A 16,776-nucleotide genomic window follows, 5' to 3' on the forward strand; every position below is an offset into this window, starting at 1 on the left:
ACAGCTTACAATTTTGGACCTGCTGCAATTAATGCTTTACCTTCATCATTAGTTGCATATTTTTCGAAGTTTTTCACAAATCTGCCGGCTAAGTCTTCTGCTTTAGCTTGCCATTGTGCTTTATCTTCGTAAGTATTGCGAGGGTCTAAAATATTGGTATCAACACCCGGTAATGCTGTTGGAATAGCTAAATCAAAGATTGGTAAGCTACCCATTTCAGCTTTATCGATTGAGCCGTCTAAAATCGCATCAATGATACCGCGAGTATCTTTAATTGAGATACGTTTACCTGTGCCGTTCCAACCGGTGTTCACTAAGTATGCTTCTGCACCGGCTGCTTCCATACGTTTTACTAACACTTCAGCATATTGTGTTGGGTGTAGAGATAAGAACGCTGCACCGAAACAGGCTGAGAATGTTGGGGTTGGCTCGGTAATACCACGCTCTGTACCGGCTAATTTCGCAGTAAAGCCTGATAAGAAGTAGTATTTTGTTTGCTCTGGTGTAAGTTTAGATACCGGAGGCAACACACCGAACGCATCAGCGGTTAAGAAAATCACTTTTTTCGCGTGCCCTGCTTTTGATGGCACTGCAATATTATCAATGTGATAAATCGGATAGCTTACACGTGTATTTTCAGTTTTTGATTTATCATCAAAATCAATAGTACCATCTTCACGCACAACCACGTTTTCTAATAACGCATCACGACGGATTGCTCGGTAAATATCCGGCTCATTTTCGATAGAAAGGTTGATAGTTTTCGCATAGCAACCACCTTCGTAGTTAAATACGCCGTTTTCGTCCCAACCGTGTTCGTCATCACCGATTAATTTACGTTTTGGATCGGTTGATAATGTGGTTTTACCTGTTCCTGATAAACCAAAGAATACGGCAACATCACCTTCTTCACCCACGTTTGCAGAACAGTGCATTGATGCAACACCTTTAAGTGGTAAGAAGTAGTTCATCATTGAGAATAAACCTTTTTTCATCTCACCGCCGTACCAAGTACCACCAATGATTTGTACACCTTCTGTGATATTAAATGCCACAAAGTTTTCAGAATTTAAACCTTGCTCTTTCCAATTCGGGTTAGTTACTTGAGAACCATTCATTACCACGAAATCAGGTTTGAAATCTTTCAACTCTTCTTCTGTTGGGCGAATAAACATATTTTTCACGAAGTGTGCTTGCCAAGCCACTTGCGTAATAATACGCACATTGATACGATGTTCCGGGCTTGCACCACAGAATGCATCAATAATGAACAAGCGTTTGTTTGAAAGCTCATCAGTTACTAAACCTTTTAGGCTTTGCCACGTTGATTGGTTCATCGGCTTATTATCATTTTTAGCCGCATCAGATGTCCACCAAACAGTATCTTTTGTTTTTTCATCTAAAACGATGTATTTGTCTTTTGGCGAACGACCGGTAAAAATACCTGTATCAACAGCTACTGCACCTAAGTTTGTTAAAACACCTTTTTCATAACCTTGAAGATCTGATTTCATTTCTTCTTCAAACAGTTGCTCATAGCTAGGGTTACGAACGATTTCTTTAACATTTGTAATACCTAAGTCTGCAAGTTCTTGTTCAATACGATTTAACATAGTAATTACCTCATAATAGTTATAAAATTCAACTGTGCCTATTATACTCAAATGAAATAAAAAAAATGTTACATACTTCAAATTTTTGAAATTTTTCTCCTAAATTTAACAAAATTTCTATATTTTTTTGTTTTACATCAAATTTTAAAATGGATTCAGGCTTGTCAAACCAGAAATTTTGCTACAAGCGGTAAGAAATTTAGGATTTTTTGCAAATTCAAGGTAAAATCTGACCGCTTGTACTTATCATTTAAAACAAAGAGAAAATAAATGCGTTTATTGATTATTTTTTTTGCCTTCCTACTCTGCTTTTTCCAATATAGTTTTTGGTTTGGCAAAAATGGGTGGACAGATTACCAAGAGCTTCAAGAGGAAGTTTCTGCTTTAAAAGAAGAGAATGAGAGATTAACCGCTCGCAATAAACTGATTGAAGCAGAAATCTATGACTTAAAAAATGGGGTAGATGCACTTGAAGAGCGTGCCAGACTTGAACGTGAAATGGTAAAAGAGACTGAAATGTTCTACCGTATTGTGCCAAAAAATAAATAAAAACATTTATGAAAAGAAAAATTTTTGCGGTTATTCCTGCTTCAGGCGTAGGCAGCCGAATGCAGGCAGACAAACCAAAACAATATTTAACATTAAAAGGGAAAACCATTTTAGAACATACGGTTTCCCTTTTTCTTGATCACCCTAAAATTGCCAAAGTGATTGTAGCAGTGGCAAAAGATGATCCTTTCTATACCGAAATTGCATTACTCAAATCGCCCCAAATCCAAATTGTGTTTGGTGGTGAAACACGAGCAGATTCCGTATTCAATGCGTTAAACGCCATTGAGGATGAAAATGCTTGGGCGTTAGTTCACGATGCTGCTCGCCCCTGCCTCAAGCGGTCGGATTTAGATAAACTTTTGCAAATTGAAGATGAGCAAGGAGGCATTTTAGCCACCCCTTCTATTGATACAATGAAGCGAGCCAACGGCACGAAAATTTTGTATACAGAAGATCGTTCAACTTTATGGCACGCGTTAACGCCACAATTTTTTCCTGCTAAGAAGCTAAAAACTGCGTTAGAAACAGCCTTTAGTAAAAAGCAAATTGTAACCGATGAAGCCTCTGCTATGGAGCTAAGCAGTTATCAACCACAGCTTGTTGCCGGCAGAAGCGATAATATCAAAATTACCCGCCCGGAAGATTTAGCCTTAGCAGAGTTTTACCTCACTCATCACTCTAGCTTATAAATTTGGAGAAATAATATATGATTCGTATTGGACACGGTTTTGACGTTCACGCCTTTGGCGAAAACCGACCGCTCATTATTGCTGGCGTTGAAGTACCTTACCACACAGGTTTTATTGCTCATAGTGATGGCGATGTTGCCCTTCACGCTCTAACCGATGCGTTACTCGGTGCAGTTGCATTAGGCGATATTGGCAAACTTTTCCCGGATACCGATATGCAATATAAAAATGCTGATAGTCGAGGTTTATTAATTGAAGCCTATCGCCAAGTGCAAGCACAAGGATATAAAGTAGGTAATGTTGATGTAACCATTATCGCCCAAGCCCCGAAAATGCGTCCGCATATCGATAAAATGCGTCAAACCATTGCTGATGATTTGAAATGCGATATTTCCCAAGTAAACGTGAAAGCCACCACCACTGAAAAATTAGGTTTTACCGGCAGAAGCGAAGGCATTGCCTGTGAAGCGGTGGCATTATTAGTGAAAAGCTAAAACATAAAAGAAAGCGGGTTAAACCCGCTTTCTTTATTCTTGTTCGTAAAGTTTTAAGTTATCTAAAATTTGAGAGGAAAATTTCACCTCTTTCTTTAAATTTTCGAATTCAGGAGAACCTTTAATCTTAATTAAGTAATCCCAAAATTGATATTTTATTGCTCGCTGAATGTTTTTAATTTTAGCATCATATTGGAAAAGCATATAAGGATTATATCCGTCCAAATAAATGGTTTTACGCATTGGTTTTAATTCTTGTAAACCCTCAATAAAGAGTTTCGTCATCTCAATAATATCGCTTTCAGATTTAGTCTCTTGTTTTAAGAATTTATTTAATGCTAATTCAACGTTAGTGTCTGCACCTGATGCCTTTCTAACAAATTTCCATTGAGGTGTTAAAATCGCTTTTCGTTCACCATTGACGATTTCATATTTGGTTTTGCCATCGTCAGGAAATGCAGGTCCTTTCACGGTAATCTTCCCAAATTCAGGGTCAATGAAAGTGTCGCCAATTTTGGCTTGAACAGAAAAAGTAAATGTTGTCAGTAAAATAGTGAATAGTGTTTTCATTTTGTTATCCCCATTATTTATCCGATATGGAAAAGGCATTGCCGAATAGTAGCATCGAGATGCTCAAGAAGAGTTCAGAGAATACCCTACAGAACCCAGGGTGAGTGAATTTTTGCCCCTCTTCGTTACTGGTTAATACACTCAATAAGTTAGGTTCTTGAGTAATAAAATAGGCAATAACCGCAATCATAATGGGCAAAGAAATCCAAAAAGATGTCTTAAATGCAGCCCAAAAAGGTTTGGTTCTCGGATATTTTTTATATAACTCTATATTTAAAACAAAGCTAAAGAGTAATAACCCATACGCAATCCAATACTGAATTTTATGCTCTTGGCAAATATTGATACCTATACCTCCCCCAATCAAAGCAATTAGAGCGAGTAATATATAGGCAGCATAGAAATATTTTTTATTCATAAAGACCTCATTTAAGTTGAAATAAAATTCACATTCTACATTGTTTTTTTTTTCGTCAACATGAGATGATTATTTAAACAAATCTAGTGGAGGATAAAAAATGCAAAAAACAGTGGGGTTAATCTGCGTGATTGGGCTATATATGCTGAATGTTCGCAATGAATATATGTGGTGGTTAGTTTAGGGTAACAAGCGGTGGTTTTTACGGTAACTTTTGCAAAAAATTGCTAGAAAATAACCGCTTGTAAAATTCCACCTTGTCTTATTTTTAAATTTATCTATAATAACAAGCCTTACGCAATGAGCGTAATCCGATGGGGCGTTATTGGTTCCTCGCAATGGTGTTCAGCTTACTTGATCAGGTTCGGAAGAAAGCAGTCTGGGTTGAAATTTCTGTGTGCCGAGGGTCGCTGGTAACGCCCCACCCTTTTATCTAACCTATATCATCAGGAGAATCCTATGCTCCAGATCATTCCCATTCCGGCATTAAGCGATAACTATATTTGGGCAATTCGTAAAGAACAAGATGTGATTATTGTTGATCCGTCAGAACATCAGCCTGTATTAGACTTTATTGCAAAAAATTCGCTAAATTTAACCGCTATCTTACTTACCCATAACCATAGCGACCATACTGATGGTGTGGCTGGTATTGTAGAAAAATATTCAAATACTCCTATTTATGGTCCGCAAGAAGTTGCTGAGTTTGCAAATGTGATTGTTTCGCCGGAACAATATATTAGACTGTTTGATTACGATGTAAGAATTATTGAAAGTGCAGGACATACCGCAGGGCATATTAGTTATTTGTTTGGTTATGATTATCTGTTTTGCGGCGATGCGTTATTTTCCGGCGGTTGCGGACGTGTTTTCACCGGTGATTATCAAGCCCAATTTGATGCGTTACAACGCTTTAAAAATCTGCCTAACTCGGTTCAAGCCTATCCAGCCCACGAATACACGAAGAGCAATCTAAAATTTGCTGAAGCCGTGTTACCTGCAAGTTGCACTCTCGCAGAATATCAAGAACAGGTTGATATTTTACGTTTGCAAAATAAGCCGACTTTGCCTACCACCATTGGGCTTGAAATGCAGGTAAATCCGTTTATGCAAGCGGTCGATTTAGCCGAATTTATTGCACTTCGGAAGAAAAAAGATAATTTCTAACTATTATGGGAGCATTATGCTGATTTCAGTACAAAAGAAAAACTGCTCCCCTCGCCTTCTTTGCTGGTAATGTTGAGTGTTGAGGCGTGTTGCTCTAATGCGTGCTTTACTATTGCCAGCCCTAAACCGCTGCCCCCTGTTTTCTTACTTCGGGATTCATCAACTCGATAAAAACGTTCGGTTAAATGTGGCAAGTGAATTTCAGGAATACCAATTCCATCATCTTTTACTTCAAATTTCATACCTTGTTCGCACGGTTTCCAGCTGATCTCAATATGGCATTCCTGCCCCGAATGCTTAATTGAGTTGTAAATTAAGTTAGACACTACGCTGTGTAGCTGATGTTCGTTACCGAGTATTTCTACATCTGGCTGAATATCAAAAGTAATTTTGTGCGAGTAAGTATTTAAAATTTCCGCATCTTTTTTGAGTGAAAGAATCATTGCAGACATATCAAACAGTTGATGGTCTTTATTTGATGAGGTTTCAATTTTCGCCAACATATTCAACTGCTGTAATAAATTCGTCATTCTCAAGCTCTGCTCTTGCATTGCCTTTATCGCTTTTTCTTGTAGCAAACTTTGTACAGGTTGATCCGCTAATATTTCCAAATAACCTTGCAGTACCGTTAGCGGTGTTCTTAATTCGTGGTTAATATTACTTAAAAATGTTTGTCTGGAACGTAGTAGTTTTATCATTTCTGTAATATCACGTCCAATAATCAGCAAGGTTTCCGGATCATATTGATGAATGTGGATTTCAATATAACGTTCGTTATAAGTCAGCAATACAAGCGGTCTGCTTTTCTTAGGCTGAGCAAAATAGTGCTTAAATTGTTTGTAAAAAATCACGTTGAGAATATTTTTTTGCGTTTTTTTATGCCAGTAGAAATCAAACATTTTTTGAGCTGCGTTATTACACCAAACTAGCTCGCCATCTGCTTGTGCGATCATAATTGCATCAGGTAAATATTGAATATTTTTATTTAATTTAGACAGCAAGCGTAAATTCTCAAACTTCTCTTTTTTATTTTTATTCCGATAATAAGCTATCGTTTGGGAAAAGTTTTCTAAATTAATCAGTTCTAGTTCTTTCTTACTTTTTGGATTTAGGGTCTGAAGTAAACGATGTTCTGTGATGTGGTGCCATACCAATAAGCCAACAAAAATGACAATCAGCCAAGTGCTGAAATCTAAGCCAAATAAACTAAATATAAACGCAATCAAAGCAGATAAAATCAATTCCGCTAAAAAGTTAAGTAATTTTTTCATCACTCACCTTGAATATGCTGTGAAAAACGATAGCCACTTCCTCTTACCGTTTGCACATAGCTATCGCATTGGTAAGGCTCAAGGCTACGGCGTAAGCGGCGGATATAGCTATCCACCGTTCTGTCTTCTACTTCTAAATCATCACCCCAAATTCGATTTAATAATTGCTCACGAGAGTACACTTTTTCCGGGTGTGTCATAAAAAAATGGAGTAATTTGAATTCAGTATGGCTTAAGTGGACTTGTTCAGATAGATAAGAAACTCGTTGAGCATTTTCGTCCAACGTTAAATCGCCAATCTGAATAATTTGTGTGGTTTGTTCGTAAATTCTTCGCCAAACGGCTTCAATTCTAGCTAGTAACACCTTGGGAGAAAAGGGTTTGATAACATAATCATCTGCCCCAGCATTTAAGCAGGTAATACAATCTTCTTCTGCACTACGAGCAGTAAGCATAATTACAGGAATTTGAGCGGTTTCTTCGTTCTTTTTCATATATTCAATAAGTTGAACCCCAGAACGTCCCGGTAACATCCAATCTAATAAAACCAATTGTGGTTTTTCGGCAAGTTTTTTCACTGCACTTTGGTAATCTTCTGCTTCAATGACATTATATTGATGTTGCATTAGAAAAAGACTAATCATCTCACGAATGCCACGTTCATCTTCTACCACTAAAATGCTTCTGCTCATTATCCATACTCCAATAGAAGAAATGCAGTGAAATTGATATTAACACTGCATTTAACTGAATTAGCTAACCCATTTTGCCCTGAATATAATCTGCCGTACGCGGAATTTTGGGTTGGCTAAAAATTTGTGCTGTTTCACCAAACTCCACTAGCTCGCCAAGATACATAAATGCGGTGTAATCAGAACAACGTGCAGCTTGTTGCATATTGTGCGTTACCATTGCCACAGTATAATCTTGCTTGAGTTCAGTAATCAAGGCTTCAATTTTCATTGTAGAAATTGGGTCTAATGCCGAACAAGGCTCATCTAACAATAAGACATCTGGTTTGATGGCAATGGCTCTGGCAATACATAAACGCTGCTGTTGTCCGCCTGACAAACTATCACCACTTTGATGTAACTTATTTTTCACTTCATTCCATAATGCAGCTTTGGTTAGAGCCCATTCTACTCGCTCATTCATCTCTTGCTTCGATAGTTTCTCAAATAGACGAATGCCAAAGGCAATATTGTCATAAATTGACATCGGAAATGGTGTCGGCTTTTGGAATACCATACCCACTTTTGCACGAATAATAGAAATATCCGTATCGGTGGTTAATAGATTTTCGCCGTCTAAATTGATCTCCCCTTCCGCTCTTTGGTTTGGATAAAGCTCAAACATACGGTTAAAGGTTCTCAATAAGGTAGATTTACCACAACCGGAAGGTCCGATAAATGCGGTTACTTTATTTTTTGCAATATTTAAGTTGATATTCTTTAAAGCGTGGAAATCGCCATAATAAAAATTAAGATTTTGTACTGAAATTTTTGGTTCTATGTTCATTTCTAAACACCTTATTATTTCTGTTTTGGTTGTAAGAAAACACGGGTTAATACATTGATACATAACACAAATAGCGTAATTAAAATTGCACCTGCCCACGCAAGATTATTCCAATCTGTAAACGGACTTGCCGCATATTGATAAATAACAACAGGTAAGTTCGCCATTGGTGCATTCATATCCCAAGACATAAATTGGTTCGACAATGCGGTAAACAGTAATGGAGCGGTTTCACCTGCAATACGGGCAACGGCTAGTAATACACCTGTTAAGATCCCTGATTTTGCGGCACGATAGCAGATCATCACTATCATTCGCCATTGTGGGCAACCTAATGCAATTGCTGCTTCACGCAAGTTGTTTGGAATCAGGTTAAGCATACTGTCTGTGGTTCTCACTACAATTGGAATAACCAATAACGCTAAGGCTAAAGAGCCTGCCCAACCAGAAAAATGACCTACTTTTGAGACATAAAGTGTGTACACAAATAAGCCAATAATAATTGATGGAGCAGAAAGTAAAATATCATTTAAGAAACGAGTTACTTTGGCAAAACGGCTATAGTTTCCATATTCCGCTAAATAAGTGCCGGCTAAAATGCCAATTGGCGTGCCGATAAGCGTACCAGTTCCCACAATAAGCAATGAGCCTAAAATCGCATTGCTTAAACCACCCTGCTCATTTGGGGCTGGCATAATTTGAGTGAAAAGCTCTAATGAAAGCCCCGGAATTCCTCGACTAATAAGCGAATATAAAATCCAACAAAGCCAAAACAAGCCAAAAGCAACCGCCACATAGGCTAAACTTAGCATTATGCTGTTACAACATTTACGTCTGTAAAAACGAGCGTTCTGTAAATTTTTCATTATTTTCCTTCCTTACGCTGCATTCTTAAAATCATTAAGCGAGAAATAGACAGTACAATCGTTGTAATTAAGAAAAGGACTAAACCTAACTCAATTAATGCTGATTTTTGTAAGCCAGATGCTTCGTTAAATTCATTCGCAATGGCTGACGCAATAGAAACCGAAGGAGAAAATAATGAATTTGGTATTTGGAAAGCATTACCGATAACGAAAGTAACTGCCATTGTTTCGCCTAATGCACGCCCAAAACCTAACATAATGCTGCCGATAAGCCCTGTTTTGGTATAAGGTAGCACCACGTTCCATAGCACTTCCCAACGGGTTGAACCTAATCCGTAGGCACTTTCTTTTAACATTGGTGGCACAATGGCAAATACATCACGCATCATTGAAGCAATGAATGGAATAATCATAATGGCAAGCACTAAACCAGCGGTAAATAAACCAATCCCAAAGGGTGCACCTGAAAATAAATATTCAAGTAAAGGCAGATCACCAAACCATTCGATCATCGTTGGTTGAATATGTTCTTGGAATAAAGGCACGAACACAAATAAGCCCCACATACCATAAATGATGGAAGGAATAGCGGCTAACATTTCAACCGCTATTCCAATCGGGCGTTTTAGCCATTGTGGTGAAAGTTCATTGATAAACACCGCAATGCCAAATGAAATCGGTACTGCAATGATTAAGGCTAAACAGGAAGTAATTAATGTCCCCACAATCGGCATTAATGCTCCGTACTGATTCTGCACAGGATCCCATTCACTATCCCATAAAAAGCTTACGCCAAATTTTTTGATACTTTGCCAGCTTTCTACGAATAACGAAATCATAATTGCAGCAAGCAACAGAAATACTAACCACGCAAAACAAGCGGTCATATTTCTAAAAAATATTTCAAATCGATTTTGATTTAACAATGGGTTCATCTTAGACATAATTATTTTTCTATATGAAAGCGGTAAAATAGGCGACCACTCCTAACAAGCGGTCGCTTTTTTCATTATTTTTGCAATTCAGTATTCCATTTATTTTGAATGCTTTTTACAACACCTTCAGGAATTGGAACATAATCTAACTCAGTAGCGGCATCTTGCCCTTTAGCAAACGCCCAATCAAAGAACTTCACGACATTTTGCGTTGCTTCAGGCTTACCCTCTTTCTTGTGAATTAAGATGAAACTTGCCGCCGTAATAGGCCAAGATTTTTCACCCGCTTCATCGGTCAAAATTACGCCCATACCTTCTGCTTCATTCCATTTCGCATTACTTGCTGCCGCCATAAAACTTTCCTTGTTCGGCTGAACAAATTCACCTGATTGGTTTTGTAACGCTGTCCACGCCAGTTGGTTTTGTTTTGCATACGCATATTCCACATAACCGATAGAATATTTCATTTGGCGAACATAGGCTGCAATGCCTTCATTTCCTTTACCACCGTGCCCTTTCGGCCATTTCACGGCTTTTCCTTCGCCAACAGTTGATTTCCATTCACTTGAAACTTTAGAGAGATAGTTAGTAAAACCAAAGGTTGTACCAGAGCCGTCTGAACGATGGATAACAAGAATATCTTTATCAGGGAGATTTAAATTTGGATTTAATTTTTGGATAGCGGCATCATTCCATTTAGCAACTTTGCCGAGATAGATTTGAGCCAGTAAGTCGCCGGAAAGTTTTAATTCACCCTCTTTAATGCCTGGTAAATTCACAACCAGCACTGTACCGCCGATAATTGCCGGGAATTGTAATAATTGATGTTGTTGTAATAATTCTGCTTTCATTGGGTCATCAGATGCACCAAAATCAACGGTTTTTGCAATAATTTGTTGCTGACCGCCACCTGAACCGATGGATTGATAATTTACTTTATTGCCTGTCTCTTTTTCATATAAAGCCGCCCATTTCGCATAAATCGGATAAGGGAAAGATGCCCCTGCTCCTGTAATAGTGTGAGCGTGAGAAACCGCCGCTACTGATGCAAAAAGAGTACCTAATAACATTATTTTTTTAGTCTTACGCATTAGCATAGTAATTCTCCTTACGTTAGATTGCTGTTGCGTGAGTAAGTGTAGAAAAGAATTATGACAGTTTGATGACAATGCTTGATTTTTTTCATTTTTTTAGAAAAAACCGTGCAAATATCGCTTGTCAATTCCACTCTTGCCTATCCTATGATATAGTTACTACCATTTTTATCTTATTTATTATTTTAGTGAGTGAACCTGTGAACTTTGATCCTCAAAATATGCCCAAACACGTTGCCATTATTATGGACGGCAATGGTCGCTGGGCTAAGCAGAAAGGAAAATTACGCATTTTCGGGCATCAAAACGGTGTGAAAGCGGTTCGTTCTGCGGTAAGTTTTGCAGCCAAATATCAGATTAAGGTGCTAACACTTTATGCTTTTAGTAGTGAGAATTGGAGCAGACCGGAAACTGAAGTGTCCGCTTTAATGACACTTTTTATGAAAGCCTTAGATTCTGAAGTCAAAAAATTGCATAAAAATAATATCCGTTTGAATATTATTGGTGATAAATCTGCCTTTAGTGAAAGTTTGCAAAAACGTATTGCAGAATCAGAAAAATTAACAGAAAACAATACCGGGCTAATTTTAAATATTGCAGCAAATTACGGTGGCTATTGGGATATTGTGCAAGCTACACAAAAATTAGCGTTACAAGTAAAAGAGAACCGACTTGATATTGCACAAATTACCCCTGAGTTATTTCAGCAACATTTAGTAACAGAAGCTCAACCACAGGTAGATTTACTCATTAGAACAAGTGGCGAGCAGAGAATCAGCAATTTTTTATTATGGCAAATTGCCTATGCGGAACTCTTCTTCAGCCCTGTTTTATGGCCTGATTTCAACGAAGACTCTTTTAGTGAAGCAATTTTAGCTTATCAACAGCGTGAACGCCGATTTGGTGGTTGTTAATACAATTTACAAGGAAACACAATGCTTAAAGAACGTGTACTTTCAGCAATTATTATGATTATTGCCGTATTGGCAGCTATTTTCTGGCTTTCTCCATTGCCATTAACTATCGCATTATCTGCAATTATTGTTGCGGCAATGTGGGAATGGGCTCAATTTGCAGGTTTTAAACGCCCTGTACCTCGTGCGATTGTGGCTATGGTTACTATCTGTTTATTGCTTTTTGCAGTAGTTGCTAATACCGATTATATCCGAGCAACACGTTTTATTACTGATGAAACCACGCCTATTCTCTTTATTGGTTGCATTTGGTGGCTAATTGCTCTTGTATTAGTAGTTACTTATCCAAATTCTGCCAAACTATGGGAAAAGTCGGTTGTAGCTAAATTCTTATTTGGTTTTGCTACCTTAATTCCTTTTTTAATAGGTGTATTAGCATTACGCTTCCATAATTACCATATCGATCCGTATCAAGGTACTTATTTATTCCTCTATGTTTGCTTATTAGTGTGGGGGGCAGACTCCGGTGCTTATTTCTTTGGTAGAGCATTTGGTAAAAGAAAACTTGCACCGAAAGTTTCTCCGGGTAAATCGTGGGAAGGTGTTTTGGGTGGTTTATTAACGTCAGGCGTGATTGCTTTTGCATTCTTACAACTTACACCTGTGAATGTATTCGGCAGAGAATTAGCCACCGCACCATTTATTGTAGTTTCTATTGCAACGGTAGCAATTTCTGTACTAGGCGATTTAGTTGAAAGTATGTTCAAACGCCAAGCCGGTATTAAAGACAGCAGTAATCTTATTCCGGGACACGGCGGTATTTTAGATCGTATTGATAGCTTAACAGCGGCAATTCCGTTTTTCACAACGTTCTTCTTTTTTGTACTATAAGCTATGACTTCAACTATTGCCTTTTTTGTTCTAATCTGCGTACTGGTATTCGTACACGAATACGGGCATTTCTGGGCTGCACGTAAATGTGGCGTGAAAGTAACCCGTTTTTCTATCGGTTTTGGTAAAGTGTTATTTAGAAAAACTGATAAGCACGGCACAGAATTTACTTTCTCATTAATTCCTCTCGGTGGCTATGTACAAATGTGGAATGGCGAGCAAGGCGTTGATGCCAGACCAGAGCAATCATTAGCGACGAAGTCTGTTTTACAGCGTGCTTTTATTATTTTTGCAGGTCCTGCCGCAAACTTTATTTTTGCAATACTCGCTTATTGGGTAGTATTTGTTTCAGGTATTCCAACCATTAAGCCTGTAATCGGCGAGGTGTTACCTAATACGATTGCAGCACAAGCTCAATTACCTGCTGAATTAGAAATTACAAAAATAGGTAATCAAAAAAATATTCACGATTGGGAAAGTGCTTCGCTTGCATTAGTGGGTGCAGTTGGCAATAAAAATGTACAACTAGAAGGACAACTAATTGATACTCAAGCTACTCAACGCTATGAGTTAGATCTTTCCGGCTGGAATATTGATAGTGCCAAAGAAAATCCATTAACGGTATTAGGAATTCGTCCTAAAAGTACGAAAGTAATGCCTGAAATCAAAGAAGTTGTTGAAAACTCGCCTGCTGAAAAAATGGGATTGGCTTCGGGGGATAGAATTCTCAAGATTAATCAACAACCTTTTGACTGGGCTACTCTTGTGGAAAATGTTCAAACGGGCAATTTAATTGAACTTCAAATTGAACAAAAAGGGCAAATTAAGACACTAAGTCTTCAGCCCGAAAAGCGAGATGACCGCTACATTATCGGCATTGTGCCAACATACGAAAGGCTTGCAGATAAATATCGCACCGAATTAAAATATGATATTCTTACCGCATTTTATAAAAGTATTGAAAAAGTATGGTCTTTAATTCAAACCATACTACAATTTATTGGTAATCTAATTACCGGTGATTTATCAATTAAAAATTTAGGCGGTCCTATCTCAATGGCAAAAGGAGCTGGGGCAACGGCTGAAATTGGCTTGATTTATTATTTAAGTTTTATGGCATTAATCAGTGTCAATTTAGGCGTAATGAATCTGTTTCCAATTTTACCGTTAGATGGCGGACAACTGGTTTTATTAGCTGTTGAAGCTGTTCGAGGCAAAGCATTATCTGAAAAAATACAGATGCTATTTCAACAAATCGGCATTGCATTTGTACTAGGGTTAATGGTGTTTGCCTTTATCAATGACGTTATTCATTTTTAACAAGCGGTTTATTTTTCTAATAATTTTGCAAATTAATGCAATACAATCATAGGATAATTTCAATGAAAAAATTATTACTTTCTTCTCTTTTAATTGCAAATGGTGTCGTTGCTGCACCTTTCGTCGTTAAAGATATTCGTGTTGAAGGCGTTCAGCCAACAACAGGTGCAGCTATTATTTCATCTATTCCTGTTAGAGTAGGTCAAACTGCAACAGATACAGATGTTTCCAATGTAGTTCGCCACTTATTCAGTCAGCAACGTTTTGCAGATGTGCGTGCAACACGAGAAGGCAATACCCTTGTTATTAAACTAGCGGAAAAACCGATTATCGGTAAAGTAGAACTTGAAGGCAATAAGGCTATCCCCAAAGACGCGTTGGAACAAAATTTAAAAACCAACTTAATTGCTCAAGGTGAAATTTTTAATGCTGAAAAATTAGAAGCCTTTAAAGAAAGTCTTGTTGAACATTACCGCTCTACAGGTCGTTATTTAGCTAAAATCGATACCGTTGTAACAAATAATACCGAAGGTGGTGTAAATGTTAAATTAGTGATTGATGAAGGCGATGTAACAAAGGCGAAAACCATTAAATTTGAAGGTAATAACGCATTCTCTGATAAAAAATTATTAGAAAATTTAGATATTCAGCCCGATGTATCTTGGTGGAATATTTTTGAAAGTAGCAAATTTGAACAAACGGCTTACCAAAAAGATTTAGAAACATTGAGAGACTTCTATTTAAATCGTGGTTATGCCAAATTTGCAATTGAAGATACCGATGTGCAATTCAATGATGATAAAACTGAAGTGAACCTCACATACAAATTAAACGAAGGTTCACAATACAATATCAGTGAAATGCGTATTATCGGCAATACTGCCAATATGGACAATAAATTAAATCCATTATTAAAAGATTTTAAAGCTGGTCAAACCTTCCGTAAATCAGATCTCACTCAAATTGAAGAAGAAATTAAAAACATCTTAGGTGATGCCGGCTACGGCTCTGCTAAAGTAGATATTCATCCTCAATTTAATGATGCAGATAATAGCGTTAAAATCAGCTTTGTCGTTGATGCCGGTCGTCGAATTTATGTGCGTAAAATTCGATTCGAAGGCAATGATGTTACCGCAGACTCAACTCTCCGCCGTGAAATGCGTCAGCAAGAGGGTGCTTGGTTATCAACTAATAAAGCATCATTAGGTAAAGCTCGCTTAGAAAGAACCGGGTTCTATGAAAGTGTTGAGATGTCTATGCAAAATGTAGAAAACACTTCAGACCAAGTTGATGTAGTGTATAAAATTAAAGAGCGTAATACAGGTAGTATTAACTTTGGTATCGGTTACGGTACAGAAAGTGGTATCAGCTACCAAGCAGGTATCAAACAAGATAACTTCTTAGGTATGGGTTCAACTATCAGCTTAAACGGTAATCGTAACGATTATGGTACAAGTATCAACTTAGGCTATACCGAGCCGTACTTCACTAAAGATGGGGTAAGTTTAGGCGGTAATGTATTCTATGAAGATTACGATAACTCGAAAAATGATAACGTCGCTTCATATAAACGCCAAACTTATGGTATTAACGGTACGCTTGGCTTCCCGGTAAATGAAAATAACTCATACTATTTAGGTTTGGGCTATACGCACGATAAAATCAAAAATGCGTCTCGTGAATATACCCGTGAAAAATATGTGAAATCAATGAACTTTAAGTTTGATCCTAACTCAAGCTACTATGACAAAATTAAAGCAGATGATTTCGATTTTTCATTAGGCTGGAACTATAACAGCTTAAATAGAGGTTATTTCCCGACAGAAGGAACTACAGCGAATATCGGTGGTAAAATCACTATTCCAGGTTCTGATAATAAATATTATCGTGTAAGTGCAGACTTTAGAAACTATTTCCCATTAAATCGTGAACATAAATGGGTTATCTCAACTAAAGCGAGCGTAGCTTATACTAACGGTTTGGGTGGAAAAGAAGTACCATTCTACCAACTTTACACCGCTGGCGGTATTGGTACATTAAGAGGTTTCTCTTACGGTGCAATCGGTCCACAAGCTATTTACTACAATGCTAAATCAGGCAAATTTGATAATGTAAATAATGATATTATCGGTGGTAATGCTTTAGTGGCTACAAGTTTGGAGCTAATTACACCAACACCATTTGTGAGCGAAAAATATCAACACAATGTAAGAACTTCTATCTTTGTTGATGCAGCAACAGCTTGGAATACTAAATGGAAACAATCAGAATACCCAACATTACCTAATCACGGTGATTTCAAACGTTTCCGTGCTTCGGCAGGTGTTGCATTCCAATGGATGTCGCCAATTGGTCCATTGTCATTCTCTTATGCGAAACCAATTCGTAAGTACGATAATGATGAAATCGAGCAATTCCAATTTAATATCGGCAGCTCATTCTAATTCACTACAAGCGGTCAAAA

17 protein-coding genes and 1 other RNA gene are annotated in these 16,776 nt (G+C 37.6%); 9 read left to right on the forward strand and 9 right to left on the reverse strand.

Annotated features, from left to right (window positions below; all coding sequences use genetic code 11):
* Positions 1-5: 5 nt before the first annotated feature.
* Positions 6-1,613: a phosphoenolpyruvate carboxykinase (ATP) gene (gene pckA / locus V6W77_RS05940; protein ID WP_425168883.1), complete on the reverse strand. Its 1,608-nt coding sequence runs from the start codon at positions 1,611-1,613 to the stop codon at positions 6-8.
* Between the two features lie 270 nt (positions 1,614-1,883).
* Here pckA and ftsB point away from each other — a divergent pair, with 270 nt between their 5' ends.
* Genes ftsB through ispF form a run of 3 tightly spaced genes read left to right on the forward strand, consistent with a single transcriptional unit; the run spans position 1,884 to position 3,348 of the window.
* A complete protein-coding gene (gene ftsB, locus V6W77_RS05945; protein WP_283385711.1) occupies positions 1,884-2,162 on the forward strand; it encodes a cell division protein FtsB in 279 nt (92 codons plus the stop codon).
* An 8-nt stretch (positions 2,163-2,170) separates the two neighbouring features.
* Positions 2,171-2,854 (forward strand): 2-C-methyl-D-erythritol 4-phosphate cytidylyltransferase, encoded by a 684-nt coding sequence (gene ispD, locus V6W77_RS05950; RefSeq protein WP_334254084.1) that lies wholly within the window; start codon positions 2,171-2,173, stop codon positions 2,852-2,854.
* A 17-nt stretch (positions 2,855-2,871) separates the two neighbouring features.
* Complete coding sequence (gene ispF / locus V6W77_RS05955) at positions 2,872-3,348, forward strand: 2-C-methyl-D-erythritol 2,4-cyclodiphosphate synthase (protein ID WP_334254085.1); 477 nt, start codon at positions 2,872-2,874, stop codon at positions 3,346-3,348.
* Between the two features lie 33 nt (positions 3,349-3,381).
* Here the strand turns inward: ispF and V6W77_RS05960 are convergent, their stop codons facing one another.
* Positions 3,382-3,918: a hypothetical protein gene (locus V6W77_RS05960; RefSeq protein ID WP_334254086.1), complete on the reverse strand. Its 537-nt coding sequence runs from the start codon at positions 3,916-3,918 to the stop codon at positions 3,382-3,384.
* 13 nt (positions 3,919-3,931) lie between these two features.
* Positions 3,932-4,336, reverse strand: a complete 405-nt coding sequence (locus tag V6W77_RS05965) for a hypothetical protein (RefSeq protein ID WP_334254087.1) — start codon at positions 4,334-4,336, stop codon at positions 3,932-3,934.
* A gap of 322 nt (positions 4,337-4,658) precedes the next feature.
* On the opposite strand from V6W77_RS05965, the gene ffs reads away from it, so the two are divergent.
* Together ffs and gloB are read left to right on the forward strand one after the other, a co-directional pair.
* Positions 4,659-4,756: signal recognition particle sRNA small type (gene ffs / locus V6W77_RS05970), an RNA gene on the forward strand.
* 39 nt (positions 4,757-4,795) lie between these two features.
* The gene (gloB, locus tag V6W77_RS05975) at positions 4,796-5,503 is read left to right on the forward strand and encodes a hydroxyacylglutathione hydrolase (protein ID WP_334254088.1); all 708 of its coding nucleotides are present in this window, start codon (positions 4,796-4,798) and stop codon (positions 5,501-5,503) included.
* A 14-nt stretch (positions 5,504-5,517) separates the two neighbouring features.
* Here the strand turns inward: gloB and phoR are convergent, their stop codons facing one another.
* The 6 genes from phoR to pstS all read right to left on the reverse strand — a co-directional run bounded on the left by phoR (position 5,518) and on the right by pstS (position 11,190).
* The gene (gene phoR / locus V6W77_RS05980) at positions 5,518-6,774 is read right to left on the reverse strand and encodes a phosphate regulon sensor histidine kinase PhoR (protein ID WP_334254089.1); all 1,257 of its coding nucleotides are present in this window, start codon (positions 6,772-6,774) and stop codon (positions 5,518-5,520) included.
* Positions 6,774-7,466, reverse strand: coding sequence for a phosphate regulon transcriptional regulator PhoB (gene phoB / locus V6W77_RS05985; RefSeq protein ID WP_025236170.1), 693 nt, complete (start codon positions 7,464-7,466; stop codon positions 6,774-6,776). The genes phoR and phoB overlap by 1 nt, the downstream gene beginning before the upstream one ends.
* A gap of 64 nt (positions 7,467-7,530) precedes the next feature.
* Positions 7,531-8,292 (reverse strand): phosphate ABC transporter ATP-binding protein PstB, encoded by a 762-nt coding sequence (pstB, locus tag V6W77_RS05990; protein WP_334234901.1) that lies wholly within the window; start codon positions 8,290-8,292, stop codon positions 7,531-7,533.
* Positions 8,293-8,306: 14 nt separating this feature from the next.
* Positions 8,307-9,158 carry a phosphate ABC transporter permease PstA gene (pstA, locus tag V6W77_RS05995; RefSeq protein WP_334254090.1) on the reverse strand — a complete coding sequence of 284 codons (852 nt, stop codon included), beginning with the start codon at positions 9,156-9,158 and terminating at the stop codon, positions 8,307-8,309.
* Positions 9,158-10,102, reverse strand: a complete 945-nt coding sequence (gene pstC, locus V6W77_RS06000; RefSeq protein WP_428981778.1) for a phosphate ABC transporter permease subunit PstC — start codon at positions 10,100-10,102, stop codon at positions 9,158-9,160. Before pstC ends, pstA begins: the two co-directional genes overlap by 1 nt.
* Before the next feature lie 65 nt (positions 10,103-10,167).
* Positions 10,168-11,190 (reverse strand): phosphate ABC transporter substrate-binding protein PstS, encoded by a 1,023-nt coding sequence (gene pstS, locus V6W77_RS06005; RefSeq protein WP_334254091.1) that lies wholly within the window; start codon positions 11,188-11,190, stop codon positions 10,168-10,170.
* A gap of 197 nt (positions 11,191-11,387) precedes the next feature.
* Here pstS and uppS point away from each other — a divergent pair, with 197 nt between their 5' ends.
* The 4 genes from uppS to bamA all read left to right on the forward strand — a co-directional run bounded on the left by uppS (position 11,388) and on the right by bamA (position 16,756).
* Positions 11,388-12,101, forward strand: a complete 714-nt coding sequence (gene uppS, locus V6W77_RS06010) for a polyprenyl diphosphate synthase (protein WP_334254162.1) — start codon at positions 11,388-11,390, stop codon at positions 12,099-12,101.
* Positions 12,102-12,122: 21 nt separating this feature from the next.
* The gene (locus tag V6W77_RS06015; RefSeq protein ID WP_334254092.1) at positions 12,123-12,992 is read left to right on the forward strand and encodes a phosphatidate cytidylyltransferase; all 870 of its coding nucleotides are present in this window, start codon (positions 12,123-12,125) and stop codon (positions 12,990-12,992) included.
* A 3-nt stretch (positions 12,993-12,995) separates the two neighbouring features.
* Positions 12,996-14,312, forward strand: a complete 1,317-nt coding sequence (rseP, locus tag V6W77_RS06020; protein ID WP_334254093.1) for an RIP metalloprotease RseP — start codon at positions 12,996-12,998, stop codon at positions 14,310-14,312.
* Between the two features lie 62 nt (positions 14,313-14,374).
* Positions 14,375-16,756 (forward strand): outer membrane protein assembly factor BamA, encoded by a 2,382-nt coding sequence (gene bamA, locus V6W77_RS06025; RefSeq protein ID WP_334254094.1) that lies wholly within the window; start codon positions 14,375-14,377, stop codon positions 16,754-16,756.
* Positions 16,757-16,776: the final 20 nt, after the last annotated feature.

It is taken from the genome of Mannheimia indoligenes, assembly GCF_036880405.1.
Classification (GTDB): Bacteria; Pseudomonadota; Gammaproteobacteria; order Enterobacterales; family Pasteurellaceae; genus Mannheimia; species Mannheimia indoligenes.